Source organism: Actinoplanes sp. KI2, assembly GCF_025630775.1.
GTDB lineage: Bacteria > Actinomycetota > Actinomycetes > Mycobacteriales > Micromonosporaceae > Actinoplanes.
The window spans coordinates 105733-130731 of the sequence record NZ_JAOSZE010000010.1 but is presented as its reverse complement, the minus strand read 5'-3'; the positions used below and the strand labels follow the sequence as shown (position 1 = coordinate 130731).

Genomic DNA, 24999 nt, shown 5'->3' with positions numbered 1-24999 from the left:
CTCAGACCCCTCCCTCGACGCGCAGCACGCTGGCGATGGACCGGACAATGCCCAACTGCGACAGTGCGTCGACGGTAGCCGCGAGGTTGGCGTCCGGGGCGCCGTGGGTCACGATCACCAGCTTCGCGTCCTCCTCGCGGCCCGACTGGCGGACCGTCGCGATCGACACCTCATGCTTCGCGAAGACCCCGGCGACCGCGGCGAGCACGCCCGGGCGGTCGTCCACGTCCAAGTTGACGTGATAGCGGGTCACGGCCGCGCCGATCGGGCGGATCGCCAGGTGGGCGTAGTTGCTCTCGCTCGGCGCCCGGGTGCCGGAGAGCCGGTTGCGGGCCGCCGCCACGATGTCGCCGAGCACCGCGCTCGCGGTCGGCGTGCCGCCCGCACCGCGGCCGTAGAACATGAGCTGGCCGGCCGCCTGCGCCTCGACGAAGACCGCGTTGAACGCGTCGCCGACGCTGGCCAGCGGGTGGCTGCGCGGGATCATCGCGGGGTGCACCCGCACGCTGACCGACTCCACGCCGTTCTCGTCCGGGCCGCGCTCGGCGATGCAGAGCAGCTTGATCGTGCAGCCCATCTCCTTGGCGCTGGCCATGTCGCCGGCGGTCACCCCGGTCATGCCCTCACGGAACACGTCCGCCGCGGTGACCCGGGTGTGGAACGCGAGCGAGGCGAGGATGGCCGCCTTGGCCGCGGCGTCGAAGCCCTCCACGTCGGCGGTGGGGTCGGCCTCGGCGTACCCGAGCTCGGTCGCCTCCTCCAACGCCTCGCTGAAGCCGGCCCCGGAGGCGTCCATCGACGACAGGATGAAGTTGGTGGTGCCGTTCACGATGCCGGTGACCCGGGTGACGCTGTCGCCGTGCAGCGACTCGCGCAGCGGGCGCAACAGCGGGATGGCGCCGGCCACCGACGCCTCGTAGTAGAGGTCGGCGCCGCCGTCCGCGGCCGCGTCGTGCAGCGCGGCGCCGTCCTCGGCGAGCAGCGCCTTGTTCGCCGTGACCACGCTCTTCCCGCCGCGCAGCGCCTCGACCAGCCAGGTGCGGGCCGGCTCGATGCCGCCGACGACCTCGACGACCACGTCCACGTCGTCCCGCTTGATCAGGCCGAGGGCGTCGGTGGTGAACAGGTCTTCCTTGATGGGAAGATCACCGCGCTCGCGGCCGGGGCGCCGAACCGCGATGCCGACGATCTCCAGCGGGGCGCCGATCCGGGCCGTCAGGTCGTCGGCCTGGTGGTGCAGCAGGCGGACCACCTCCGAGCCGACGGTGCCGCAGCCGAGAAGGGCCAGACGGATCGGTTTACTCACGCTCATCCAACATCCAATGCGAGCAGGTCGTCCTCGGTCTCGCGGCGCACGATCACGCGCGAGGCGCCGTCGCGCACCGCGACCACCGGCGGCCGAGGTACGTGGTTGTAGTTGCTGGCCATGCTCCGGCAATACGCGCCGGTGCCCGGCACGGCAAGAAGATCTCCGGGCTGCACGTCGGCGGGCAGGAATTCATCCTTCACGAGGATGTCCCCGCTTTCACAATGCTTTCCCACGACGCGGGCCAGCATCGGCTCGGCGGCACTGGCCCGGCCGGCCACCGTCGCCGAGTAGGAGGCGTCGTAGAGCGCGGTGCGGATGTTGTCGCTCATCCCGCCGTCGACGCTCACGTAGGTGCGGATGCCGTCGACGTCCTTGACCGTGCCGACCTCGTACAGCGTGAAGACGGCCGGCCCGACGATCGCCCGGCCCGGCTCGACCGACAGGCGCGGCTTGCGGAGGTTCGCCGCCTCGCACTCGCCCTCAACGATCTTGTTGATGCGTTTGGCCAGGTCACCAGGGGTGGAAGGGTCGTCCTGCGTGGTGTACGCGATGCCGAAGCCGCCACCCAGGTCGAGCTCCTCGAGCTCCACGCCGCGGGCGTCGCGGATCTGGGCCTGCAACTCCAGGACGCGGCGCGCCGCCACCTCGAAGCCGGACGTGTCGAAGATCTGCGAGCCGATGTGCGAGTGGAGCCCTCGGAGATCGAGAACGCCCTCGTCGAGGATCTTGACGGCGGCCGCGAACGCCGCCCCGCCGGCCAGGGAGAAGCCGAACTTCTGGTCCTCATGGGCGGTCGCGATGAACTCGTGGGTGTGAGCCTCGACACCGACCGTGACGCGGATGAGAACACTTGGCCGCTTGTGGAACCTTTCGGACAAGTCCGTTAAGCGGGCTATTTCGTCGAATGAGTCCACGACTATCCGACCCACGCCCGCCTGCAGTGCGCGGGACAATTCGGACACCGACTTGTTGTTGCCGTGGAAGCCGATCTTTTCCGCCGGGAAGCCGGCCGCCAGGGCCACCGCCAGCTCGCCGCCCGAGCAGACGTCGAGGAACAGGCCCTCCTCCTCGACGATCCGCACCACCGCCTTGCACAGGAACGACTTGCCCGCGTAGTAGACGTCCGCATCGCCGAACGCCGCCGCGAACTCCCGGCACCGGGCCCGCAGGTCGTCCTCGTCCAGCAGGTAGGCGGGTGTGCCGTGCTCGGTCGCGAGGTCGGCCACGCTCACGCCGCCGATCTGCAGGACCCCGGCGTCCGTACGAGTCACGGTGCGTGGCCAGAGCTGCGGCACGAGGGCGTTGACGTCCTCGGGCGTACGCAACCAGGCAGGCCCCCGGTAACCGAGGTCGCCGTGCAGCGCCCCGGCCTCATGAGCTCGCATGCCCTACATCCTTTCGGGGGCCGAGACCCCGAGCAGACCCAACCCGTTAGCGATCACCGTACGGGTGGCGTCGTTCAGCCAGAGCCGGGCACGGTTGCCGTCGCCGATCGGCTCGTCGCCCTTCGGCAGCACCCGGCACTCCGGCTCGTCGTAGAAGCGGTGGTACTCCCCCGCGATCTTCTCCAGCAGGCGGGCCACGTGGTGCGGTTCGCGCAACTCGGCCGCCCGGCTCACCGTCTCCGGGTATTCCTCCAGGGCCTTGAGCAGCTCGGTCTCCTTGGTGTTGACCAGCAGCTCGGGCCGGAAGTCGCCCTCGTCCCCGCGGCGCAGCCCGACCGCCTCGGCCTGCCGCGCCACGCTCGCCGTCCGCGCCGCCACGTACTGCACGTAGTAGACCGGGTTCTCCCGGCTCGCACTGGTCCACAGGTCGATGTCGATGTCGATCGGCGAGTCGCTCGAATAGCGGGCCAGGGCGTACCGGGTGGCGTCGACGCCGAGGGCGTCGACGAAGTCCTCCAGCGTGACGACCGTGCCGGCCCGCTTGCTCATCCGCATCGGCTCGCCGTCGCGGACCAGGTTGACCAGCTGGCCGATCAGGATCTCGATGTTCTTCGCCGGGTCGTCGCCGAAGCAGGCGGCCATCGCCTTCATCCGGCCGACGTAGCCGTGGTGGTCGGCGCCGAGCATGTACACGCAGCGCTCGAAGCCGCGCTTGCGCTTGTCGAGGTAGTAGGCGCAGTCGGCGGCGAAGTAGGTCCAGTCGCCGTCGGACTTGCGCAGCACCCGGTCCTTGTCGTCGCCGAACTCGGTGGTGCGCAGCCAGACGGCCCCGTCGGTCTCGAAGACGTGTCCCTGCTCCCGCAGGCGGTCGAGGGCCTCCTGCAGCTCGCCCCGCTCGTGCAGGTCCTTCTCGTTGAAGTACGTGTCGAACTGCACGCCGAAGTCGCCGAGCGACGCCTTGATCTCCGCGAACATCAGCTCGACGCCGATCCGCCGGAACGTCTCGACCGCCTCGGCCTCGCCGAGCTGCAGCACGTCGGGGGCCTGGGCCCGGACGGCGGTCGCGATCTCAGCGATGTACGCGCCGCCGTAGCCGTCCTCGGGGGCCGGGTCGCCCTTCGCGCTCGCGTACAGCGAACGGGCGAAACGGTCGATCTGCGCGCCGGCGTCGTTGAAGTAGTACTCCGTGCCGACCTCCGCGCCGGCGGCGCGGAGCAGGCGGGACAGCGCGTCGCCCACCGCGGCCCACCGCACGCCGCCGATGTGCACCGGACCGGTCGGGTTCGCCGAGACGAACTCCAGGTTGATCCGCTCGCCGGCCAACGTGTCGGAATGCCCGTAGTCCGCGCCGGCGCGGAGGATGTCGCGGGCCGCCTTGGCGATCTCCGCGGGGTCGAGCCGGATGTTGAGGAAGCCCGGACCGGCGATGCCGACCTCCTGGACCGCCGGGTGCTTCTCCAGCTCCTGGGCGAGGGCCGCGGCCAGCTCACGCGGCGCCACCCCGGCCTTCTTGCCCAGCTGCAGGGCGAGCGTCGAGGCGTAGTCGCCGTGCTCGGGGTTGCGCGGTCGCTCCATGGTCGTCGTCTCGGGCAGAATCGAGACATCAAGCCCACGCGTTTCGAACAGGGCACGAGCAGCTGAGAGAACGGTGGAAGCAAGGTCGGCGGGAGTCACCCAACCATGCTATCGGGGGTAGACTTTCGCACTCGGCGGCCACCCGAGCCCCGCCCTTCCGCAGATAACGAATCGACGAGGCACGATGAGCATGAGTACGCCGGGTCCCGAGCGGGTCCCGTCCTCCGTCAAGGTCGGTAAGACAACCGGCCAGGGCAAGCCGCCCACGGGTCCGGCGAAGACCGGCGCCGCCAAGAAGACCACCCCCGCCAAGAAAGCCGGCGGCGGCAAGGGCAAGAAGCCGGTCACCCCGGTCAAGGTCAGCGGCGGCCGCAGCATGGGCCCGATCCTGGTGATCGGCGCCGTCGCGCTGATCGCCATCGCCATCATCGGCTTCGGCGTGTACAGCGTCATCCAGGGCTCCCGCAGCTGGGAGGACAAGGTCGCCGACATCAAGGGCGTGGTCGACTACCGCGCCCAGAAAAACCCCAAGATCGACGACCGCACCCACAAGGACGGCACGCTCACCTACGTGACCAGCCCGCCGGTCGGCGGCGCGCACAACCCCACCCCGCAGAACTGCAACGGCGACGTGTACGACGCGCCGATCGCCAACGAGCACGCGGTGCACAGCCTCGAGCACGGCGCCGTCTGGGTCACGTACAAGCAGGGTCTCCCCGCCGACCAGGTCGCCGTCCTGGCCAAGAAGGTGCAGGGCAAGGACTACACGCTCATGTCGCCGTACGCCGGCCTCGACAAGAGCGTCTCCGTCCAGGTCTGGGGCTACCAGCTCAAGACCGACGACGTGAACGACCCGCGGATCGACGAGTTCATCAAGGACACGCGGGTCGTGGCGGCCCTCGAGCCCGGCGTCTCCTGCTCCGGCGGCAACACCACGACCGGCCCGGTCACCGCGGCCTCCAACGGCACGAGCATGGGCAACGGCAAGTGACCTCGGTCCCCACCGAGTCGGAGACGGCGGCCGAGGCCGCCGCCCCCGACGACACACCCACAGCCGGCCGCGGCGGCCGCCGCGGCTGGCTGCTGGCGATCGCGGCACTGTTCGTCGGCGCCCTCCTCGGCCTCGGCGTCGGCCTGCTGGTGCCCCGCCTCACCACGCCGGGCGACGACTCGGTGGAGGCCGGCTTCCTGCGCGACATGGCGGTCCACCACGCCCAGGCGGTCGAGATGTCGATGATCGCCCACGAGAAGTCCGACAACCCGGAGATCGTGTACCTGGCGTCCGACATCGCCCTCACCCAGCACGGCCAGATCGGCTACATGCAGGCCTGGCTGCGCGACTGGCACCTGAGCCCGACCAGCACCCAGGAGCCGATGGCCTGGATGCCCGACTCGGCCGGCTCGGTGGTCAACGGCCTGATGCCCGGCATGGCGACCCCCGAGCAGCTGGCCGACCTGCGCAAGGCCACCGGCAAGGACCTGGACGTGCAGTACCTCACGCTGATGCGCCAGCACCACCTGGGCGGCATCCACATGGCCCAGGAGGCCCAGAAGCTCTCCCACAACAGCGACGTGAAATGGCTGGCCGGCACGATGGTCACCTCCCAGCAGGGCGAGATCACCGTGATCGACAACCTCCTGAAGAAGATCCAGGGCACCGAGTAGCCCCGTTGGCGGTGGTTCCGACCGGCCTGCTAGGCTCTGGAACCACTGAGCCCCCGTAGCTCAGGGGATAGAGCGTCGCCCTCCGGAGGCGAAAGCGCAGGTTCGAATCCTGCCGGGGGCACTCAATTCGGACATCATGATCTACCTGCGCCAACAAGGCCGCTGACCAGCACGAACATAGGTCAGCGGCCTTCCTCGTCAGTCCGGCTGTGTCCGGCCGTCACCGGCCCTCTACGGTGATCCGTACCGAGGACGTACCGGAGCGCGGCGCGGCTGGCCGCCCGCCGAAGCCCGCTTCCATCCGACGGCGCAGCTCGGCCACTCCCCCATCGAGGCACTTGGCGTAGTTGCGCCATAGCACCTCAGGTGACTGACCCGCCATCTCGGCGACGTCGGTCGGGGAGATCCCCGCGTTCAGGTTCGTCGAGACGAACGCGTGCCGCAGGTCGTACGGCGTCTCGGCGAGCGGCGAGGCGTAGACCTCGGCCGTGAACACCGCTTGGCGGGCCTGCCGCCAGACTCGGTTGATCGTGAGAATCGGCAGTTCGTCCTTGTTGCGTTCCCCCACGAACAGCCGGCCGCCGGGTCCGAGGCCGAACGCTTCGATGTGCCACCGGATGATCGCGGTCAGGATCGGCGGGCAGGGCACCCGGCGGACATCGCCGATAGCGCGCTGCTTGAGCTGTCGCCGGTCGCGGTTCTTGCCGGAGTCGGTCCATGCCTTCCCGGCGTGCGGCTCGGCGACGTCCAGGACGAATTCGCCCCACTCGTCATCACGGCTCGGCAACTCGAAATTGCGAGGTACGTGGATGCCGACCGCCTCTTCCGGCCGGAGGCCGGCGTAGTACAGGCACGAATAGAACGCGACCATGCGAGGGCCGATCCTGCCCTGCTGGCGCACTGCCACGAGCAGGGTGCGCGCCTGCATCGGATTCGCCACGCTTCGGCGATCGATTCCGCCGCTAGCGGTCCGAGGCGGTGTCCATTTGAACGCGGGCCATGGGTTTTCGGACAGGGCGTTGATCTCCGCCCCGTATTCCAACATGCCCGTGAAGATCTTCCGGCGGCGCGTGACCACGACCGGCGAGCCAGGCTTTCCGTCCAATCTGAGCGTCAGTCCGTCGAGGACGGTGCGGAGCACCTTGGGGTCCGTGAGATCGGCCGCCGGTCGACTGTTGCGCTCGACCCACGTGAGGACGCGCCGGATCTCGTCCGGCTGATCCTCGGCCGCACGTGCCGTGGTGTTGAAGGCCCATCGGCGCAACGCTGTGCGGATGAGCCTGTCGTCCGGCTTTCCCTTGGTACCTATGAAGAGCAGCGGTAGAACGGCGGTCAGCGCTTCAGCGTTGGTCTTGCGCGTCATGGCTGCTGCCCGGGGCCACTTAAGATCGATGTACCTGCACGCCAGCTCATAGCAGCTCATGTCCTGCAGTTCGCGACTCATCGAGACCGGCTTGCCGGTGACCACGTCGAACGCCTCGCCTTTGCGGGCCGCCGCGATGAGGTCGGACCGGAAGCTGACGGCAAGAGCTTTCTGTTTGAAGGGCCGTTTCCTGAGCGGAAGTTTCCCGGCGATCTTCCATTGCACCCAATAGGTTGTGGTGGTCTTGCCCTTGTAGACATCGATCTCGTAGATGCGGACGTCGTACGTCACCGGCACTAGGCGGCCCTCTCTTCCAGCGCGTCAAGCCAGCGCTCGTATTCGGCACGGCGGATTCGCAGTTCGCCATTGGGCAACTTGATGCAGCGGGGCGCCCGGCGCTTCGTACGCCAGTCGTAGAAGGTGGAACGCCCGATACCGATCTCTTCGCAGAATTCGACGATGGTCAGGTGCGCGCGGCGGGTAGCCACACCTACCTCCTAGATGAGCAACGGGGGCCGCGGAACGGCCCTGTGCGCCCGTTCCGCGCGTGAGGGGTGTTCGGGGGACCGTGGCGGTCCCGGGTCGGCAGAACAGCTCAGGACGGCCCGCTGAGAGCGCCATGGAGCCAAGATCTGTGTAGGGTTGGTATGACTGGATGCACCGATGTCCCTGCGTGCTTCTCAGGCGGCCGGTTTTGGGCGGCCGGGCGGTGCGGCGTGTCGGGCGGGGGTGCGGTGTGTGGCTGACAGAACTGACAGAACTGACAGAACCTCGGTCGGGCAGGGGTTGTGTCAGTTCTGTCAGTTCTGTCAGGCCGTTATGAGGCGCGGCGTGCGGTGATCGGGTGCACGGTGGCGGCCGGTCGGTGCACGTCGGGGTGGACGAGGTAGCTGGGTGAGGGCGGCCGGCCGCCGGCTCGTTTCGGCGCCGGGGGGTCGAGTTGGCGGAGGTAGCCGTGTGTTTCGAGGACGGCGAGGGCGGGTTCGAGGTCGGTCATGGTTTTGATCTGGGCGGTTTGGGTGGCCCGGAACGCTTCGCGTTTGGTGAATGCGCTGGTGGTGGTTCGTTCGATCCAGGCGAGTAGGTGTCGGGCGTTGCGGGTGGCGGTGTCGGCGCCCATGTCGTCGAACGCGGCGAGGGCGTGAGCGGCGTAGTAGTCGCCGATGGCGGCGGCGCGGGTGAGGGTGTCGGCGTTGATGGGTTTGCCCCAGCCGTCGCGTAGGTGTTCGGCGAGGTGGAGCAGCCCGGCGATCCGGACGACGGCGCCGGTGTATTTGCTGCCCCAGTCGACGATGTGCGCCCACGCCCCACCGGCCGCGAGTCGGGGTTCCACCTGTCGTTCGATGTCGAGAACGAGTTCGTTCGCGTCGGGCGTGAGCACGAGGACGGCCGGGTCGGTCCATTCGGCCAGGGACAGGATCAGGGCGGTCAGGGCGGCGTGGTATTGCTCGGCGACCTGGGTGGGGATGGGGTCGGCGCCGATTTTCCGGCGGCCGACGGTGTTTTCGGGAAGCGCGAACAGGATCCGGGCGAGTAGGCCGAGGCCGCGGAAGCCGGGCATGCCGGCGATGTCGCGCAGGATTTCCGGTTGGACGGCTAGGCCCATGGTTAGGGCGGGTTTGTCGACGTGTTCGGCTTGCCGGGAGCGGCGGTCGACGCGCATCAGGTCCCCGGCGTGGCCTTTCAGGAACACTTCCAGGTTGGGGGTGCCGGAGTAGCGGCCGGCGATGGTGGCGAAGATTCCTCCTTCCGGGGAGAGGACGGCGAGCCGGCCGCCCTGCTCGGCCAGCAGGGAGGCGGCCATTTCGCTGGTCACGTCGTCGGCGACCAGCCGGGGTTTGGCGGGCACGGTGATCGCGTCGGCGTTCATCGCTGCGGCGGCGGCCTCGGCGATCAGCGCATCCCGCCCGGATGCGTCCGCGGATGCGGCGGTGATCGCGGCTCGTTCGGCGGCTTTCCCGGCGACCTTGGCCGCTAGTTCGGCCTCGATGATCGCGGGTGCGGTCTGCTCGATCAGGGCTTTTTCGGCGGCCAGGATCGGGGCGACCATGGCCGCGAACACCGCGCTCTTGCGGGAGCCGGGTGGTAGCACGACGACGGTGTAGAGGTTCGCCGGTTCCCGCCAGGATCCGCGTACCTCGATCTCGGCCCGGCCACCCGCGGCCGTGGACAGGCAGGCCAGGGCGAGACTGCCGGGCAGGTCGGGCGGGGTTTGGGTGAACTCGGCGACCGCGTGCACGTGGTCGCCGAGCCAGCCGGGCAGCAGCTCGGCCGGAAACGGCGGTAGGTGCCGGGCCTGGCCGAGCGGGATCAACGCGGGCCAGCCGCCGGGCGCTTGAGCGCCGTCGAGCAGCGCCCGCCCAGCCGCGAGCAGCTCGGCCGGGTCGTCCCCGGTGGTCGCGAGCTGGGCGAGTTGGGCGCCGAGGCCAGCGACCTTCCGCCGCTTCGCCAGGTCGGCGACGATGTCCGCGTAGTGGGCGGCGTTGCCGGCCGCGGGTACCTCGGCGGTCAGGGTGTGCAGGTAGGGTGCCCCGCCCATCCGGCCGAGGTCGCCGGTGTCGGCCAGGTGCGCGGTGACGGTGATCGGATCCGTCGGTGTTCCGGCGGCGTGCATCGCGCACATGGCCTCCCACAACACGCGGTGTGCCGGGCGGCCGAAGTCGCCCGGGGTCAGCACGGCGGCGAGGTCGGCCATCAGGTGCGGTGCGAGCAGGGCGGCACCGATGACGGCCTGCTCGGCGGCCAGGTCGTACCCGGCTGAGGTCACGGTCGGCCTCCTCTCGGTCAGGTGGTGGATCGGTCAAGCAGCTGCGGCCAGGGAGCCGCCGAGTTGTGTGAGGATCTGCTCACCGAGGTATTGGGTGTAGGCGGGCGGGATCCCCAGGGCGAGGCCGCGGGGACTGGCCCACGGCGCGCCCATCAGCCGGCGGGCGCGTTCGACGCCGGCCCGGAGGCCACCACCGGGGCGGCGGCGGCCACCGCAGGAGCGGTCGTTGCTGGTCAGGTCGCCGTAGACGCCGATGATCCGACCCCGCAGCGCACGAGTGCGACAGCGGTGCGGGCCGGGCGCCATCAGCGCCGCGTTCGACTCGAACAGCCGGTGTCGTTCCAGGTACCAACCCTCGTCGGCGAGGCCGAACATGGTGCCGCACAGCACCAGTGGGCTACCCATGACGGGTTTGGCGCCCTCGACGTTCTCGATCACGAACAGGCCACCGGTCGAGTCGGCCCACGCCCGAACCCGGCGCAAGGTGTGCGCGAGCATCCAGCCAGTGCCCGCGGTTCCGCCGCGGGCCTGAGCGGCCAGAGGCGCCTGTTCGCTGTGATCGGTGCACGGCGGGGAACCGGCCACCAGGTCGAACCCGTCGAGCGGGTAGGTGGTGGCATCTCCTTGGGTCACGTGCACGTGCGGGTGGGTGACGTGGTGGGCGAGGCGTTCGGGGTCGATCTCCACGGTGGTGACGTCGAACCCGGCGCGGGCGTAGCCGAGGGCGGCCAGCCCTTCTCCGCCGAACAGGTCGAGGGCACGCGGTCGGGTCGTCATGCTGCCCTCCTGCAAGCCGTCGCTTCTGCCGGGGTATTCGACGCGTCGTGTCTCGCGGCCGCGGTACGCGACGCGTCGTTCCCAGCTCGAACCGACGTGTCGGGCCGGGACTTGGACGACGGCTGGCCGGCGTAGGCGGCCCACGCGCGGGCGACGGCGCCGGACCCGGGGAACAGGTCGTCAAGGCTGTCCTCGCTGGTCGCGCCGAGCAGGTCGAATACCCACCGGCAGAACGCGGCCGGTTTCGCCCCGACCACCCGGCCCGGGAGGGTGGTCATCGGGGCGATGCCGTGAACGAGGGAGTCGACGCGTCGCGCCGCGAGCGGGTGCTCGGCGTGCGACGGGTCCGCGGGCCGGCCGCCCGAGTAGATGACCGGTTCCCAGGCGTTGAGCGGCCACCGGCTCGGGGTGGGCCGCTCGCCGCGGTGCCACGCCGCTACCCGCACACCGGGCGGGCACAGCGCCAGCACCGCAGGCAGGGCCGCGGCGGAGGTGGACAGCGCCCACCCGTCGTAGGACGCGAGCCGAGCGATCAGTGAGGCGTGTTCGACCTCGCCCGCGTAGTCCGGGTGATCGCGGTAGAGCCACGCCTTGCCCGGGTAGGGCGGATCGGCGTAGGCCAGCCGTAGCGGGCGGCCGTCCGCGACGGCTACCGGCCGCCCGGCGGCCCGGGTGAACCGGTGCCGGGCCTGCCGACAGCGCACCGAGCAGCAGATCGAGTCCCGCCGGGCGGCGGCCGGGACCGGGCCATGACACCACGCGCACAGCCGTCGGGTCTCGCCGGTGGCACACGACGCGTCGTGCGTCGACCGGGCGCTGCAGGCGCGACGCGTCGCGTCCGGATCCGGGCGCGACGCGTCGATCCCGGCCCGGGCCGACGCGTACGCCGCGGCGGAAACCGACGCGTCGCACCCGCCGGGGAGCACGACGGCTGTGGTGGTCATGCCGCCCACCGATCCACGGCCGGATGGTCGTGGACAGCTGCGGTCACCTCGGCGTCGAGGTAGATGCGCATCTGCTCGGGGTCGCGACGGTTGGCGTACGGCCGGGACACCGTGACGATGCGCAGGCCGGGTGTGGTCTCCAGGGCGGCGACGGCGGCGGCGACCTGGTCGCCGTCGCCCATCAGGCGGATGTTCATGCGCTGGCCTCCTGCTCTTCGTCGGCGCGGACGTTGCCGCGGTAGCTCATGTGCGCGTCGTAGTCGGCCATCCATGCGTTGGTGATGTAGCTGGCCTCGTAGACCGCCGGGCCGAACCGGCGGCGGGCGAGGAAGTGGGTGGTTCCCGCGGTCGGGTTGCCCCCGCCGATGTCGGTGACCTCGACACCGAGGGCGGCGGCGATCTCGGCTACCCGCTCGATGCCGGCCTGGTCGCTGTCGGCGAACACGCAGTAGCCGACGGTGCCGCCACCGTCGGCGGGCACGTCGGGGTGCTCGGCGAGGAAGTCGGCCAGGGCGTGCAGGCCGGCGGCGAGGGCCTGCCGGCGCGTGTCGGTCGGGGTGTTGGTGGTGGTCATGCTGCGGGTCTCCGATCGAGGGCAGGGCGAGGGGTGGGTGGGATGGGGGTGCCGTCGCGGACGACGCCGGGGCGGATGGCGAGGTGGTTCAGTAGCCGGGGCAGACCGGCCAGCAGCTGGCGGAGCTGCCAGCGGGCGCCCGCGTCGGTGGTGTGCAGCCGGACCAGCCCGCGGATCTCGGCGTACTCGAAGCCGTCGCGGCCCAGGACGCGGGTGACGATGAACTCGCCGTGGCCGGGCAGCTTGACGATCGTGTCGGTCGAGCGGTGCTCGATCAGCCCGCACCGGTGCCCGCGGGCGCACCAGTCGGTGTGCGGTGTCTCGGCCCGGCCGGTCCGGGCCATCGTGCGGGCCTTCATCGGGCGTCCCGGCGGATGCCGGAGAGCCGGTTGTAGATCCAGCGCCCGGCGCGTACCCGGCGGCCGGTGCCCTCGCAGCGGCGGCAGAGCCGGAACGCCTTGCGGGACGGGGAGCGCTTCTTGCCGGTGCCGTGGCACTTGCCGCAGTTCTTGAAGGGCCACACCCAGCACGCGAACGCGTAACCGAGCGTGATGGCGATGAGGATGATCGGGACGGCGATTGCGCCGCTGAGCTGGGGGTTCAAAACAGCCTCCCGGGCCGGTTTTTGGGTGTGCGCGGCCGTGAGCTGCTATCTGCGATCGGGCAGCTCATGATTCGATCGGGGTGCTAGCGGGGCTGCAATCGATAGCAGGCTCAGCTGCTATCGATTGCAGCCCTCGGCCGGTCAGTCAGCCGACCGCTTGCGGTCACGTTCGGTGATCGCGGTGAGGAGTTCGGCGTGGACGATGCCGCGCTTGGTGGTCTGCTCCCCGTCGATCCGCTTGCCGACCGCCGTGACGGTGATCGCGGTGTGCGGCTTGAGCGCGGCGGTCAGCTGCGCGGCCTTCCAGCCGCCGTAGGTGTCGGGACGCAGCTCGGCGAGCAGCCCGCACAGGGTCTCGTTCCAGACGGACTTCTCGTCGCCGGGCCACACCCGCGCGAGGTCGTCCAGCACGCTGTGCGCCGGGCCGATCTCACGCTCGGCGGGGAAGGTCGGGACGTTGCCGGCCGCCGTGCGCAGCGCGACCGCCCGGGCGACGATCCGCCCGGCCGCCGTGGTGTCCACGTAGAACGAGCGGACCGACTGCACCGCGCCGAATCCGCGCAGCACACCCCAGCCGGCCTCGGTGACCGGCTGGAACACCGTCGCCCGGTAGCCCTGCTTGTAGGCGGAGGTGCCCAGGATCATGTCGTTCGCGGTCTGGTCGGCCACCGACAGGCAGAACCGGGAGTTGACGTTGCGGGTGATCCCGGTCGGCAGGCTGTCCTTGTCCGGGATCTGGGTGCCGATCAGGATGACGATCCCGAGCGCCCGACCCAGCTTGATGATTTTTTCCAGCAGCTCGCCGGCTTCCTTGCCGAACTTGCTGGTCATCAGCTCCTGCAGCTCGTCGAACCAGGCGATCAGCGGGTGCAGCCCGGATCCCTTGAGGCTGGCGAGTTCGGGGGTGACCTTGTTCTCTGGGGCCTTGCCCATCCGGGCGTAGTGCTCGATCCGCTTCGACCGGCGGCGGCACTCCTCGTAGAGCCACTCGATGAACGCGAAGCAGCGGGCCAGGGTCTCGTCGTCGAAGCCGTTGCCGTACTCGGCCATCACCGGTTCCAGCACGGCGAAGTCCCCGACACCCTTGAGTTCGTAGCCGCGGATCTCGGCGCGCGGGTCCAGGGACGCGGCCAGCAGCAGCAGCCGCAGGGCGAACGTCTTACCGGATCCCGGCTGGCCACCGAACAGCCAGTTGCGGTACATCAGCTCGGCGAAGATCTCGTCGAGCTTGGGGGTGGTGGCGAACGGGAACGGCTTGAACAGGTCCACCTTCGCCGAGTCGGACAGCAGCGGGCAGGCCGGCTGCTTCATCTGCGAGGCGGGCTCGTAGCCGACCCACAGCGCCAGCCGGCCGGTGTGCCCGGGGGCGGGTGAGGGCCAGACTTGATCCAGCGGTAGCCGCATCGCTGAGGCCAGCCGCCCGCGTCGGGCCACGACCTCGGACGCCTCGACCCCGAAGGGCAGGTCGACGATCGCGATGTGGCCGGGGCCGTCGCGGTGGATGTCGAACGGGAACGCGATGGCCTTCGGGTCCTTCGCCACGGCCGAGTTGATGGCGGCCAGTTGCAGCGAGGTCAGCGCCCGGCGGACCAGCTCGGCGGTGAGTTTGCGGTAGCGGGTGCCCTCGGTTACCCGGTCGGTGATCGGCTTGTCGGCCGGCCGGCCGAGGGTGGCCAGCAGCGGCAGGAGCAACACGAACGTGACGTATCGCCACCACGTCGGGCCTAGCAGGATCACGACCAGGGCGACGGTGTTGATCACCGTGCCGATGGCGAGTACCCACCAGCGCCACACCGACTGGCGTTGCCGACGGGCGTCGAGCTTGAGCCAGGTGTCGGCCTCGCCGCGCTGCGCGGCGGCTTGCCGCAGGTTCCAGTTGCCCTCCTCGGCGGACGCCCAGTGCAGCGCCCGACCGAGTCCGCGGAACAGCCCGATCGGCGCCCACAGGGCGGTTTTCGCCGCGTACTTCGGCGAGCGGACCGCGTGGTACGCCAGCACGTAACCGGCGTCCTTAGTCTGGTGCTTGACGGCCGCCCGGAACGCCCGGCGCGAGCGCGCCCACTCGGCCAGGATCGGCCGGCGGTCCTTCTGCCGCGCCAGCACGTCGGCCGGGATGTCCTCGGCCGCGTCGACCGGGGCACCCTCGGCCGCCGGGGTGTCGTCGTACGACTCGGCATCCTCGTCCACCTCGATCCCGTCGGTCTCGGGCTGGTCGGGTTTGGGAGTGGCCGGGATCGCGGTGCGGCGGGTCCGGGCCTCGTCGAGGTCGACTACCTCTGCGGTCTCGCCGGTCACCATCCGGGTGATGTCTGCCGACGACGGGAAGTCGTCACCGGCGTAAAAGCTGACGTTGGCGCTCACGGGCGGTCCTCCTTCCGGATCGTGGTGCCCGGGTTTGCGAGGGGGTTGGGCTGCTCGGACGCGTCCAGCCGGGGGTAGCGGCCGATGTCGAAGCAGGCGACGAACGCGCTGATCCGGTTCGGGGTGGGCACGGTGATCTCGGCGCCGGTGCCGGTGCAAACCTCGATCACGTCGCCGAGCACGTTGACCGCGTACAGCGACGGATCCAGCCGGAACAGGTAGCGGGCGATCGGGCACCGGTCCGACTCGGTCCGATGTCCGGTGATGCCGAGCGCGGCGAGCCGGTCGGCGATCGCGTCGGTGGTCTCGCCGAGTGCGGCGAGCTGACCGGTGATCGCGTCGGCGATCTCATCGGGGAGCAGGTTGTCCGTGAGGGCGGTGGTCATGGCGATCACGCCACCTGCCGCACTCGGCCGGACATGCTGCGGGCGTTCAGGTCGACCGCCTTGCCGGTTACGTCGCCGGACATGGTTGACGCGGTGACGCGCGGCCGGCCGTCGCCGGTCACCCGGATATCGCCGGACATCGACTTGAGCGAGGAGTCCCGGGTGAGGCCGTCGGCCTTGATGTCCCCGGACATGGTCTGCGCCCGGACGGCGCCGACGTTCTTGGTGGTCACGTCGCCGGACATGGTCTTGACCACGACCGCCGAGCCGGGCTCGGTGATGGCCCGGACGGTGATGCCGGAAGAGGCGAAGTTGCCGCTCGCACCGATCACCACGCCGTTGACCACGGTCATGCTGCTGTAGTTGCCGATGGTCACGCTGCCGAGGTTGTTGACGATGTTGGTGCCCTCGGTCAGCTTCAGGTGCACGTCGCGGCCGTCGTCGCGGAACTCGGCGGCCCGGATCGCGTCCACGGCCGGGCCGCTGGTGTCGGGGGTGGACAGCTCGATCCAGGTGCCGGACACCCGCGGGTCGGCGACGATCTGCACGTCGGCAGCCTGGGTGGTGATGTGCAGGGTGATCGGCCCGCTCAGGTGGGCCGTGTGCTCGATGGTGGTCACGGGATCTCCTGGTTCAGGCGATGATCAGCGCGGCGACGAACAGCCACGCGTAGTGGAAGGACTGATCGAGCGCGTAGGCGCCGGTGCCGAGGCACGGCTTGTCGTCGCGGCCGTTGCGGCAGGTGCCCAGCGCGTAGAACCCGGCGTGGCCGGTCAGCGCGGCGAGCCGCGCCAGCGGGGTTCGCCGGTCGGCGAGGTAGTGGCTGATCGCTGAGACGGCCAGGCCGGCGGCCACCCGTCCCGGGGTCAGCGGCAGGTCGAGCGTGTGCCTCAACACGGCCAGGGCGACCAGCGCCGTGGCGGTGTAGGTGGCGACGTGGGCCGCGCAGGCGATCCGGCTGGGCCAGCCAGGTGCGCCCTTGGTGCGGGCCTGGTGGTCGGTCTGGATCCAGTGGTCGGCGACCTGATGCGCGACGAACAGGGCGACGAACACCGCCGCGAACGTGGCGGCGGTCATCGGCCGAACGCCCGTCGGGTCACGCCGATCGAGCGGCGGTCCTGCCCGGCGGCGTGCGCCGCGCGGATCTGCCGGGAGTCGGCGGTCATCGCGGCGTCGCGGCGGGCGGTGTTCTCCGCCTGGCGGGTGAGGTTGGCGACCGCGTCGGCGATCGGGTTCGGGTTGCTTGCCATGATGGGGGTCTCTCCTCCGAGGTCTTGCGGGACTGACGGGGTGGGACCGGCGGCACAGCACGGGTTTCCAGGCCATAGGGCTGTGCCGCCGGGCGGGGCTACTTGTGCATCAGGTGCGCGAGCGCGGCGCCCATGCCGAGCACGGCGACCGGGATGCAGGACACGAACGCGGTGATCGGCCACGGCGCCGAGGTCCAACCCCACGCGTTCATCAGGTGGTAGGCGATCTGGCCGAACGCGCCCACCAGCAGCGAGGCGATCGCGGAACGCTTGGCGAACTTGCGGGCGTCGCCGGTCGCCCGGCCAGACAGCCACACGAACAGCGCGTACGCGGCGTAGGTCTCCACCCCGATGGGCAGCGTGATTGCGGTGTTGAGCTGGAAGTGATCGGCGATGCCCGGCAGCAGGGTGACCTTCCCGAAGCCGGTCAGCCGGCCCATCTCCACCCAGCCGCCCCAGATCGCGACGAACGCGGGCAGACAGAGGATCAACACGGGCCAGGTGACCGGGCGGCGTTGCGGTGCGGCGACCGGCTCGGCCTCGGCGCCGGGCGAGGTCACGTCGGTGCTGGTATGCGTCGTTTGCGCCAGCGGGTGCGACGCGTCGTTCTCAGCTGGAGCTGACGCGTCGGGCAGGGCCTGGGGCGACGCGTCGGCGACCGGCTCTGCGTCGGCCGGTGCGTCGGGAACGAGGGTCAGCGGGGGCCGCTCGGCGAGGCTGCCCCGGGCCACCATGCCGCGCCAGTGATCGGTGCGGTTGGCGTCCTTCTCGGCGATCGCGGTCAGCTCGGCGAGCACGGCCTTTGCCTTCTTGTCGCCGATGTGCAGGTCCTTCATGAGGCGGTTGCGGGACGGCAAGTCGCCGTCGGTCGTCTTGGCTAGCTCGATCGCCCGGGGCATCAGGTCGGCGATCGCGGGCGGGTAGGCGCTGCGGACAGCGGTCGCGGCGGTCATGGGCGGGGTGCTCCGTTCAGGCGGCGGTCAGGGGCGAGTTGGTGCAGGTCAGGCACTCGCCGAGCGAGCGCGGTATGTAGTAGGGCTGCACCCGGCGGCAGGTCGGGCAGGTGCGCCGGGCCAGCAGCGCCCGGGCGACCGCGCGTAGCTGCGCGGGGGTTGCGGTGCGCTTGGGTCGGGCCAGGTCGAGCCGGTACAGGTACGCGGTACGGGTGCCGCCGGTACCGGCCCACAAGATCTGCGCGGCGATCGGCTGACCGCCGGGCGAGAGGCCGCGTTCACGTAGTTGGCGGCGGGTGGCGTAGCCGGCCGGGGCGCCCTGCCACCAGTAGGTGGGGATGCCGTACCGGGTACCGTCCGGGTCGTTGAACGCGGCCCGGATCCGGGCCATCAGGCCGCGCGGCGCGGCGAGGTCGAGCGGGTCAGCCGGGCGACGTAGGCGAACGTCTCACGGATCACCCGCGCCTCGGCGCGGCGGAGCCGGCGGTGATCCAGGTCGGTGACCGCACCGCGGTCGATCGCGTCCAACATGCTGATCTCGGCGTCTAGCCACAGCATCTCGGCGGCGAGCAGGGGCTGTTCGGTCTCGATCGCCGCGAGGTCGGCGGGTGACGGCTCAGCGTCGGAGAAGTCGAATTCGTCCATGGTTAAGCGGGTGTCCTTCCGGAAGGTCAGGCGGCCCGCGACGCGCGGCGGGTGCTTACCCGACGGCGCTCGGCGCGGCAGTCCTGGCAGTGGGTCTCGTCCGGCGCCAGCGGCGCCAGGTCGGTGCAGCCGTCGCACTCGCGCCAGACGGCGCTCTGACGTGCGGAAATCCTGACGAGCGAAGCGAGAGAAGCCATGACAGGTATCTCCTAGCACTCGATCGGAAAACAAGGGAATGAGGCACAGAAGCTGCCCGGCCCGCAGGCCGGCTCTCTCATCGAGGAACCGGCCCGCGGCAGGCAATAGGAAATGTCATCGCCGGGCCACGCGCTACGTCAGCGCGACCCACGATGCCGGGGGCATTCGCCCTTCTCCGGCGCCCGCTCACCCTGGGACCACCAGGGGTCGGCCGCGTCACGGCGGCTCAATGCGACGACGCAGGGCGCTAACCCAACGCCGGACCCTCCGCAGCCACACCACGAAGAGCCGCTCAACCCGGAGGGCGACACCGCCCCGCGGCACTACCGGCACCGCCCGGGCCTTCCGGGTAGGGCACCTGACCGGTTCGACGTGCGCGGTTCGGTCAACACCGCCTCTATGGAATTGGCCTACGAGCAGGCCTAGTTGCATGGCCTTCGATCATCTGCCTAGCTTGCCTAGGCATATTTTCGATAGCTTGACGGTAGGCTGGCCTGCCTAGGCAAGTCAAGCCCTAGAGTGCAGCTTTTCTCGCTTGTCTAGGCAGGGGTATGGTCGGAGCGTGACCTCGAACCTGGACTTCCTTGGTGAGCTGGATCCTGACGATCCACGCCAGGCGTCGCAGCAGATCGCGAACATGCTGCGAGCGGCCATCCTGACCCGGAAGCTCGCGCCGGGCGACAAGCTGCCGTCTCAGCCGGATTTGGCAAACCGCTATGGCGTCGCCAGGGAGACCATCCGGCGGGCGCTTGAGATCCTGCGTAGTGAGCGGCTGATCGTCACCCGGCAGGGCAGCGGCGCTTTCGTCCGCGCGCAGACTCAACGTCCTGTAGAGCTACGTCCGTTGATCGAGGCGGCATTCGAGCAGCCGCACGTGACCATCGACTTCGCCGGATTCGCTGGCGAAACGCTTCGAGACGCCATCGCCGAAGCACTGGACCTCGTACGTGCCGGCCGCATGGCGCCGGAGACGATCGCGGTGCGCCTGTTGATCTCCGACATGTCTGTGCCGATGGCGCTGCCCGCCCTAGCAGCAACCGGAGGCGACGACGCCGCCGTGCGGAAGCGGCAAGAACGGATCACGCGACGCTCGACCGATGGGATCATCGACCAGGTAGAAGAGCTAGGAGACCTCGGCCTAGTGAAGTCAGCGACGGTGGAGGCGAGGATGCATAGCATCGCCCCCACCTTCAAGCTCTATCTGCTGAACGGTCGTGAGGCGTTCTTCGGCTACTACTCCGTGGTCAAACGCGAGGTGACCATCGGCGGCAACCCAGTCGAGATCTTCGACCCAATGGGCAAGGACGTGACCCTGTTTCACTACGCAGCGGATGACGACGAAGGATCACACGGCACACAGTTCGTCGAGTCCTCCAAAGTCTGGTTCGACGCCGTTTGGAACAGCGTCGCCCGTGAGTACCGCCCGTGAGCCGCGCAGTACTCGCCCGGCTCATCAGCAGCGGCCCGCTTCTGATGGACTTCGACGGTCCCGTCTGTTCTGTCTTCGCGGGTTACCCGGCCCCCCGCATTGCCGCAGAACTCGTCGGACTCCTAGCCGGGCTCGGCGTCGACGTGCCCACGGATGTCCAGGCCGAGCCGGACCCGATGGAGGTACTGCGCTGGTCGGGCGAGCAATGCTTACCGAAGGTGGTCACCGCTGTCGAGGACGCACTCTGTGAGGCGGAGCTTCGCGCTGTGGCAGTCGCTGCGCCCACCCCATTCGGACATGAGTTGATCGTCAACGCCCACGATCACGGTCTACCTGTCGCCATCGTCAGCAACAACTCGGCACCTGCCGTTGAGGCGTACCTTGCCGCCCACGGCCTTATAACGTTGGTCACCCCGATCGTCGGCAGGGCCTACGCGGACCCTGCAAGGATGAAGCCGCACCCCGGCCCGGTGTTGGACGCGGCCCGATACCTCGGCGCTGCGCCCGCGGACTGCACGTTGATCGGAGACTCGCTTACGGACATCGAGGCTGCCCGGGCGGCCGGCGTCCGCGTTGTTGGCTACGCCAACCGAACATGGAAGGTCGCGGCCTTCGCTTCCGCTGATGCTGTGGTCACCTCAATGGGACATCTCGCCGAAGTCTTGGCACCAGAGGCAAGCTAGCCACTAGGAACATAGGCACATCTGGTCGCAAGAGTTTGAATAAGCTACCTCGGCCCGATGCCAGCGCTTCTCATCAGTATGCGAACACGTCTGGCCATCCGCCCAATTCCAAGCGGACACGAGCGGGAATGAATTCGAGACACTGCTGAAATAGCGCCAGAAGGCCGGCGGGCGCCATGTCCCCCTCTAGCGCCTGAAGCAAAGGCAACAGGAATTCGACATCGGCTGCCGCGTATCGGATCTGCTCCTGCGACAGATCCGACGTAAGCCAGTCGGTAAGCCGCTGGTCCTTGCTGATGCTGACACCCAAGCGTCTCTGCAATAGCTGCTGCAATGAGTGGCACTTATTCTCAATTTGCGGCTCAAGAATCTTAGACGCAATTTTGGTGCACGCGACATTGCTCGGAGTGACATTCCAGTGAGCCGTCATGAAGCGAAGATCGAACATCGCGTGGTGAAATACCTTCCGCACGGATTGATCCTCAATCAGGCGACAGAGTCGGTCGGGCCGCCGTCGGCCTACCTGAATGATCACGCCTCCCACGCCCGCAGCGTGTATCTGGACGGTGCCGATCCGATCCAGCTTCGGATTCAGGCCACTCGTTTCGATGTCGCAGGCCATCTCACCGGCAGCAACGAGAGCGCCAAACAAGCTTTCATCGATATCGCCGCGTACGACGTTGATCGTCACCGTCATTTACCTAGCCTTTCTCTTTAAGCAACCGTGCCAATCGACGGCTACGCCGGTCGACTGCCGCCCCTAATGGAGACGAGTTCGTCGTAGACGAACTGGAATATCAAGCCACCGTTCCGACAAGCGATGGTCGGGAGCGACGATGAACGGCCCTCGCTATGCTTATAAGGGACAAAAACAGCAGTGTTGTCGAATCGATAGAAAGTAAAGACGCGGTCACCTGCCCAGTACCAGACCTCAATGCTGGCGCCGCCGGGAACTCGTAGAGATTCAAATTCATCCTTAGTTTCCGCGATCTTTTTGCGCAGATCGTCCGGCGTCGTCTCGAAGCGTGCCGACAACGTCTTCATTGTCAGGTCATCGTCAGGATCCGCGAGGTATACACGAATACGCCCGCTCGACTTCTTTGCCACCTCCTTCAGCTTTGCCATATGCATGCGGCGCCATGTGTTCGCATACGCGACGAATATGTCTAGTTTTTCAACGCCCTTAAAGCAGTCTTCCCAGAGCGTTGCGTCATAGAACTGGTCCGTAACACGCTTGATGCCGGCCGCCTCCAGATCGGCTGACGTTCGCCATGACTCCATCAGTTCGCGGGCAAATGCCCGTTTTCCCATCAGCTCCCACAACATGGAGAACCCCGCGGTGACGATGAGAAGACCTCCCAGCGCTTCCAGGAAGGCCTGCGACGACGGGTGGCTTCGCCAGAAACGCGTCTGATCGCTCCCGAGGTATAGGAACCAGATCCCGACCAGCAAGACGGGAACGCCCGCGAGCAGGTACTTGTACGTGTTGATCGTCTTGAGAGGGGTACTCGACACTGCAACCTCCGCTTCATGTACTGGACACTACGAGGGGGGTACGACAATTTAGCCTCGATCGATCTCCTGAAGGGATCAACTGGCCAGACAGCCTGAAGGCAACTACCAGCGGCGGAACCGGCTACCTGACCGATTGCTGCTCGTCGGACCTCTCGTACAGGCCAGCCCAGGCGAATAGAGCGGAGATGGCGGCACCCTCTGGGAGCGCCGCCATCCCCCCGGTTACTTGCCGCCGGGAACCCGTTGACACCAGGCTGGGACGCCTAACGCACGCGCGACGGATCCCTCTAGTTGGCGGACCTCCCGGACGGCGATGTCGGCTCGCAGCGGGATGATGACCTGGCTGGTGAAGCGCGCGCGTTTCGCTTCGGTGCGCAGGTGCTCACGCATCCGAGCGGCCATGTCCGAGCCGACGCGTACGGCGCTGCCAACATAGTCGATGAGCAGACCGGACGAGACGGGGTGACGGTGGCCAAGAAGGTAGATGCCGACCGGCCAGCCACAATCTGACCCGGCTGCCTGCACGGCAGGCCGGGGATGGTCCAGGGCGCTCCCGACGAGAACGCACAGATCGCGGTAGTCCGCCGCAGTGAGGCGACTCGTCACTCCTCCTCCTCGTCGTCGGCCTCGGGCTCCTCCTCCACCGGGTCGACGTCGGGAAGCTCGTCCTCGCCGAGGCCCGCGAGCATGTCGTCCTCGTCCTGGCCGTATCGGTTGTAGAGCTTGGTCAGGTATGCAGGGAATTCCTCGTACAGCTCGGTCTTGCGCAGCTTGAGCCGAGGCATCAGCCTGCGCTGCTGCTCGTCCACGGCGGCGTACATGTCCGCCAGGCGCTGCTTGGCCGCCATGAGGTTCTCGATGAGCCTGCTCTCCTTGGCCCGATAATCGTCCTCGGGAGACTTCGCCAGCTCATCGTCGTCGTCGGAACCGGGTCCCGACTTGCCCGACGGAATCTCGCCGTCGGCGGTGAAGGCGAGCGCGCGAACCCCCATGTTGCCGACCCACCAATCCTTGCTGAAGTGCAGCGGGTCACCGTGGAGGTCCGTCTTGACGTTTCCTTCGAGGTCGAACTGCCGCGGGCGCTCCCGCACCTCGCCGTCGGCCCACGCCACGGCATCCGCGAGGACGTTGACGCCGCCGATCCGTTTGGCGAGCCCCTCCACGACCTTATCGACACTGCCGCGAAGGTCGCTGATCTTCTTAACGGTCGACTCCTGGTCGCTGAGCAGAAGCCCGGCGGCACACAGCGCCGGTCCCCCGCGGGCCATGAGTTCGGCGATCGAGGAGGACCGGACGTCGCCGTTGTCGAGGTCGGCGAGGCACCGCAGGCGGAGCGTCTCGCTGTCGTCGTCGGAGAGATCCCACGGGAACATCAGCAGTTCGGGGGTGAAGGCCCGCATGAGAGCGCGCTCGGCCGTCGGTTCGGCCTCCTCGAACTGCCGGACGACCAGCGGGCCGATCAGCTTCGCTCGCTTGATCTTCGTCAACCGGCCGTTGTCCTCGGTGACGACGAACTCGCGGACCAGGGGCGCGTTCTCCGGGTCGCACACCGCCTTGACGAGGGTGGCGGCCCGAACGGTGGGCTTGCCGTCGATGTCCGGCTCGCGACCCAGGATGGCCTGGGTCTGCGCCTCGGTCAGCCATTCGCGCTCCTCCAGGGTCAGAACGAAGCGCTCGCCGATCACGTTGCTCTGGGCGGCGGGGGAGAACTGCCGTGGCTGGACATGAACGCTCTCGACATAGTCATTGATCACGACCTGGAAGCCGGTCTGGATGGGCGTCACGCCGTCGGGCTCGACGACCCCGACCACGATCAGGGCCGGCATCGTCGCGGCTCGCGCCGCAGCCAGGCTCCGCGGCGAGGTCGGGGTGGTGTTGAACCTCTCGATCAGGCGGGCGTGCGTGGTGCGCAGGAAGTCCAGCGAGGCTTCACAGTGCTGGATCGGCGCCGTCGGCGCGATGTCGGTCAACTCGTGGCACGCCTCGACCCGGGTGCTCCCGTCGATCGTGTGCAGGAACCAGAGGTCCTTGCGGGTTCCGTCGGCCACCTTCAGGTGGATCCGGGCCAACACGACCACGGGCGGGTTCCAGACACCGCGCGGGTTCCGGCCGACCTGGGTCACCAGGTCCGCCGAGCGGATCGCGGCCGCGCTCAGCTTCACGGCCGAGGTCATGTCCTCGAACGCGGCCGGGTGGTAGTCAACGATGGCCGGCTGGTGGTGACGGCCGATCGGCCAGGGGCGCGGGCGCACACCGTTGGCCGGGCTCGTCTGGATCACGTACCGGCTGCGACCGTTACCGCCGTCGCCGGAGATGAGCGCCGTCCACACCCGCGTATTGAGGGTCAGGAGGAAATTACCGTCGGGCGTCTGGATCGGGCGCAGATGGCCGACCACGTCCTTCGGGTCGATGGCCTGCCGGTCGGCGGCCGGGTCGACGAGGGCTGCGGCCAGCGCGAATGCGGCCTCGTCAGGGAGCTTCCAGGCCGATTCGAAGCGCTTGGCGGCATTCTTCACCGCCACGCCGGTAGTCAGATTGGGGAAGTCGATCGGCTGCTTGGCGAGCACGAACGGGGTCGTCTGAGACATACGAGTCCTTAAGAGGCGGAACGTACAG

28 protein-coding genes and 1 tRNA gene are annotated in these 24999 nt (G+C 68.8%); 6 read left to right on the top strand and 23 right to left on the bottom strand.

Annotation, left to right across the window (positions count from 1 at the left end):
- Position 1: 1 nt before the first annotated feature.
- The 3 genes from ODJ79_RS12745 to argS are packed head-to-tail and all read right to left on the bottom strand — an operon-like array spanning position 2 to position 4368.
- A complete protein-coding gene (locus ODJ79_RS12745) occupies positions 2 to 1312 on the bottom strand; it encodes a homoserine dehydrogenase (protein ID WP_263023596.1) in 1311 nt (436 codons plus the stop codon).
- Entirely contained in the window at positions 1309 to 2694 is a 1386-nt protein-coding gene (gene lysA, locus ODJ79_RS12740) for a diaminopimelate decarboxylase (RefSeq protein ID WP_263023595.1), read from the bottom strand. Before lysA ends, ODJ79_RS12745 begins: the two co-directional genes overlap by 4 nt.
- A 3-nt stretch (positions 2695 to 2697) precedes the next feature.
- A complete protein-coding gene (argS, locus tag ODJ79_RS12735; protein ID WP_263023594.1) occupies positions 2698 to 4368 on the bottom strand; it encodes an arginine--tRNA ligase in 1671 nt (556 codons plus the stop codon).
- Positions 4369 to 4453: 85 nt separating this feature from the next.
- On the opposite strand from argS, the gene ODJ79_RS12730 reads away from it, so the two are divergent.
- The 3 genes from ODJ79_RS12730 to ODJ79_RS12720 all read left to right on the top strand — a co-directional run bounded on the left by ODJ79_RS12730 (position 4454) and on the right by ODJ79_RS12720 (position 6055).
- On the top strand, positions 4454 to 5260 hold the full coding sequence (locus ODJ79_RS12730) for a DUF3105 domain-containing protein (protein WP_411267307.1): 807 nt from the start codon (positions 4454 to 4456) through the stop codon (positions 5258 to 5260).
- Positions 5257 to 5934, top strand: coding sequence for a DUF305 domain-containing protein (locus tag ODJ79_RS12725; protein WP_263023593.1), 678 nt, complete (start codon positions 5257 to 5259; stop codon positions 5932 to 5934). The genes ODJ79_RS12730 and ODJ79_RS12725 overlap by 4 nt, the downstream gene beginning before the upstream one ends.
- 49 nt (positions 5935 to 5983) lie before the next feature.
- Positions 5984 to 6055 (top strand) — tRNA-Arg (locus ODJ79_RS12720).
- 99 nt (positions 6056 to 6154) lie between these two features.
- On the opposite strand, the gene ODJ79_RS12715 is transcribed toward ODJ79_RS12720, so the two are convergent.
- The 17 genes from ODJ79_RS12715 to ODJ79_RS12635 form a co-directional block, all read right to left on the bottom strand.
- Complete coding sequence (locus ODJ79_RS12715) at positions 6155 to 7588, bottom strand: tyrosine-type recombinase/integrase (RefSeq protein ID WP_263023592.1); 1434 nt, start codon at positions 7586 to 7588, stop codon at positions 6155 to 6157.
- 5 nt (positions 7589 to 7593) lie between these two features.
- On the bottom strand, positions 7594 to 7785 hold the full coding sequence (locus ODJ79_RS12710; RefSeq protein WP_263023591.1) for a helix-turn-helix transcriptional regulator: 192 nt from the start codon (positions 7783 to 7785) through the stop codon (positions 7594 to 7596).
- Between the two features lie 329 nt (positions 7786 to 8114).
- Positions 8115 to 10064, bottom strand: coding sequence for a DUF3987 domain-containing protein (locus ODJ79_RS12705; RefSeq protein ID WP_263023590.1), 1950 nt, complete (start codon positions 10062 to 10064; stop codon positions 8115 to 8117).
- A gap of 33 nt (positions 10065 to 10097) precedes the next feature.
- Entirely contained in the window at positions 10098 to 10841 is a 744-nt protein-coding gene (locus ODJ79_RS12700; RefSeq protein WP_263023589.1) for a DNA cytosine methyltransferase, read from the bottom strand.
- The gene (locus ODJ79_RS12695) at positions 10838 to 11785 is read right to left on the bottom strand and encodes a hypothetical protein (protein WP_263023588.1); all 948 of its coding nucleotides are present in this window, start codon (positions 11783 to 11785) and stop codon (positions 10838 to 10840) included. The genes ODJ79_RS12700 and ODJ79_RS12695 overlap by 4 nt, the downstream gene beginning before the upstream one ends.
- On the bottom strand, positions 11782 to 11982 hold the full coding sequence (locus ODJ79_RS12690; RefSeq protein ID WP_263023587.1) for a hypothetical protein: 201 nt from the start codon (positions 11980 to 11982) through the stop codon (positions 11782 to 11784). Before ODJ79_RS12690 ends, ODJ79_RS12695 begins: the two co-directional genes overlap by 4 nt.
- Positions 11979 to 12359 (bottom strand): hypothetical protein, encoded by a 381-nt coding sequence (locus ODJ79_RS12685; RefSeq protein WP_263023586.1) that lies wholly within the window; start codon positions 12357 to 12359, stop codon positions 11979 to 11981. Before ODJ79_RS12685 ends, ODJ79_RS12690 begins: the two co-directional genes overlap by 4 nt.
- Positions 12356 to 12718, bottom strand: a complete 363-nt coding sequence (locus ODJ79_RS12680; RefSeq protein ID WP_263023585.1) for a hypothetical protein — start codon at positions 12716 to 12718, stop codon at positions 12356 to 12358. The genes ODJ79_RS12685 and ODJ79_RS12680 overlap by 4 nt, the downstream gene beginning before the upstream one ends.
- Positions 12715 to 12963 carry a hypothetical protein gene (locus ODJ79_RS12675; RefSeq protein WP_263023584.1) on the bottom strand — a complete coding sequence of 83 codons (249 nt, stop codon included), beginning with the start codon at positions 12961 to 12963 and terminating at the stop codon, positions 12715 to 12717. Before ODJ79_RS12675 ends, ODJ79_RS12680 begins: the two co-directional genes overlap by 4 nt.
- 141 nt (positions 12964 to 13104) lie before the next feature.
- Positions 13105 to 15261, bottom strand: a complete 2157-nt coding sequence (locus ODJ79_RS12670) for a cell division protein FtsK (protein ID WP_263023690.1) — start codon at positions 15259 to 15261, stop codon at positions 13105 to 13107.
- A gap of 59 nt (positions 15262 to 15320) precedes the next feature.
- Entirely contained in the window at positions 15321 to 15710 is a 390-nt protein-coding gene (locus ODJ79_RS12665; RefSeq protein WP_263023583.1) for a hypothetical protein, read from the bottom strand.
- A gap of 5 nt (positions 15711 to 15715) precedes the next feature.
- Positions 15716 to 16330 carry a DUF4097 family beta strand repeat-containing protein gene (locus ODJ79_RS12660; protein WP_263023582.1) on the bottom strand — a complete coding sequence of 205 codons (615 nt, stop codon included), beginning with the start codon at positions 16328 to 16330 and terminating at the stop codon, positions 15716 to 15718.
- A 13-nt stretch (positions 16331 to 16343) separates the two neighbouring features.
- Complete coding sequence (locus tag ODJ79_RS12655) at positions 16344 to 16787, bottom strand: DUF3307 domain-containing protein (protein ID WP_263023581.1); 444 nt, start codon at positions 16785 to 16787, stop codon at positions 16344 to 16346.
- Positions 16784 to 16960, bottom strand: a complete 177-nt coding sequence (locus ODJ79_RS12650; RefSeq protein ID WP_263023580.1) for a hypothetical protein — start codon at positions 16958 to 16960, stop codon at positions 16784 to 16786. The genes ODJ79_RS12655 and ODJ79_RS12650 overlap by 4 nt, the downstream gene beginning before the upstream one ends.
- A gap of 98 nt (positions 16961 to 17058) precedes the next feature.
- The gene (locus ODJ79_RS12645) at positions 17059 to 17913 is read right to left on the bottom strand and encodes an ABC transporter permease (RefSeq protein ID WP_263023579.1); all 855 of its coding nucleotides are present in this window, start codon (positions 17911 to 17913) and stop codon (positions 17059 to 17061) included.
- A gap of 16 nt (positions 17914 to 17929) precedes the next feature.
- Complete coding sequence (locus ODJ79_RS12640) at positions 17930 to 18304, bottom strand: RRQRL motif-containing zinc-binding protein (protein WP_263023578.1); 375 nt, start codon at positions 18302 to 18304, stop codon at positions 17930 to 17932.
- Complete coding sequence (locus ODJ79_RS12635) at positions 18304 to 18558, bottom strand: DUF6284 family protein (protein WP_263023577.1); 255 nt, start codon at positions 18556 to 18558, stop codon at positions 18304 to 18306. Before ODJ79_RS12635 ends, ODJ79_RS12640 begins: the two co-directional genes overlap by 1 nt.
- A gap of 760 nt (positions 18559 to 19318) precedes the next feature.
- Here ODJ79_RS12635 and ODJ79_RS12630 point away from each other — a divergent pair.
- On the top strand, positions 19319 to 20185 hold the full coding sequence (locus ODJ79_RS12630) for a winged helix-turn-helix domain-containing protein (protein ID WP_263023576.1): 867 nt from the start codon (positions 19319 to 19321) through the stop codon (positions 20183 to 20185).
- 44 nt (positions 20186 to 20229) lie between these two features.
- Positions 20230 to 20868 carry an HAD family hydrolase gene (locus tag ODJ79_RS12625; protein ID WP_263023689.1) on the top strand — a complete coding sequence of 213 codons (639 nt, stop codon included), beginning with the start codon at positions 20230 to 20232 and terminating at the stop codon, positions 20866 to 20868.
- 73 nt (positions 20869 to 20941) lie between these two features.
- Here ODJ79_RS12625 and ODJ79_RS12620 read toward each other — a convergent pair whose 3' ends face one another.
- Together ODJ79_RS12620 and ODJ79_RS12615 are read right to left on the bottom strand one after the other, a co-directional pair.
- On the bottom strand, positions 20942 to 21565 hold the full coding sequence (locus ODJ79_RS12620; protein WP_263023575.1) for a ribonuclease D: 624 nt from the start codon (positions 21563 to 21565) through the stop codon (positions 20942 to 20944).
- Positions 21566 to 21606: 41 nt separating this feature from the next.
- Positions 21607 to 22383, bottom strand: a complete 777-nt coding sequence (locus ODJ79_RS12615) for a hypothetical protein (RefSeq protein ID WP_263023574.1) — start codon at positions 22381 to 22383, stop codon at positions 21607 to 21609.
- 291 nt (positions 22384 to 22674) lie between these two features.
- Between ODJ79_RS12615 and ODJ79_RS12610 the strand changes: the two genes are divergently transcribed.
- Entirely contained in the window at positions 22675 to 22893 is a 219-nt protein-coding gene (locus ODJ79_RS12610) for a hypothetical protein (protein ID WP_263023573.1), read from the top strand.
- Between the two features lie 92 nt (positions 22894 to 22985).
- Here ODJ79_RS12610 and ODJ79_RS12605 read toward each other — a convergent pair whose 3' ends face one another.
- A complete protein-coding gene (locus tag ODJ79_RS12605) occupies positions 22986 to 24971 on the bottom strand; it encodes a hypothetical protein (RefSeq protein WP_263023572.1) in 1986 nt (661 codons plus the stop codon).
- Between the last annotated feature and the right edge of the window lie 28 nt (positions 24972 to 24999).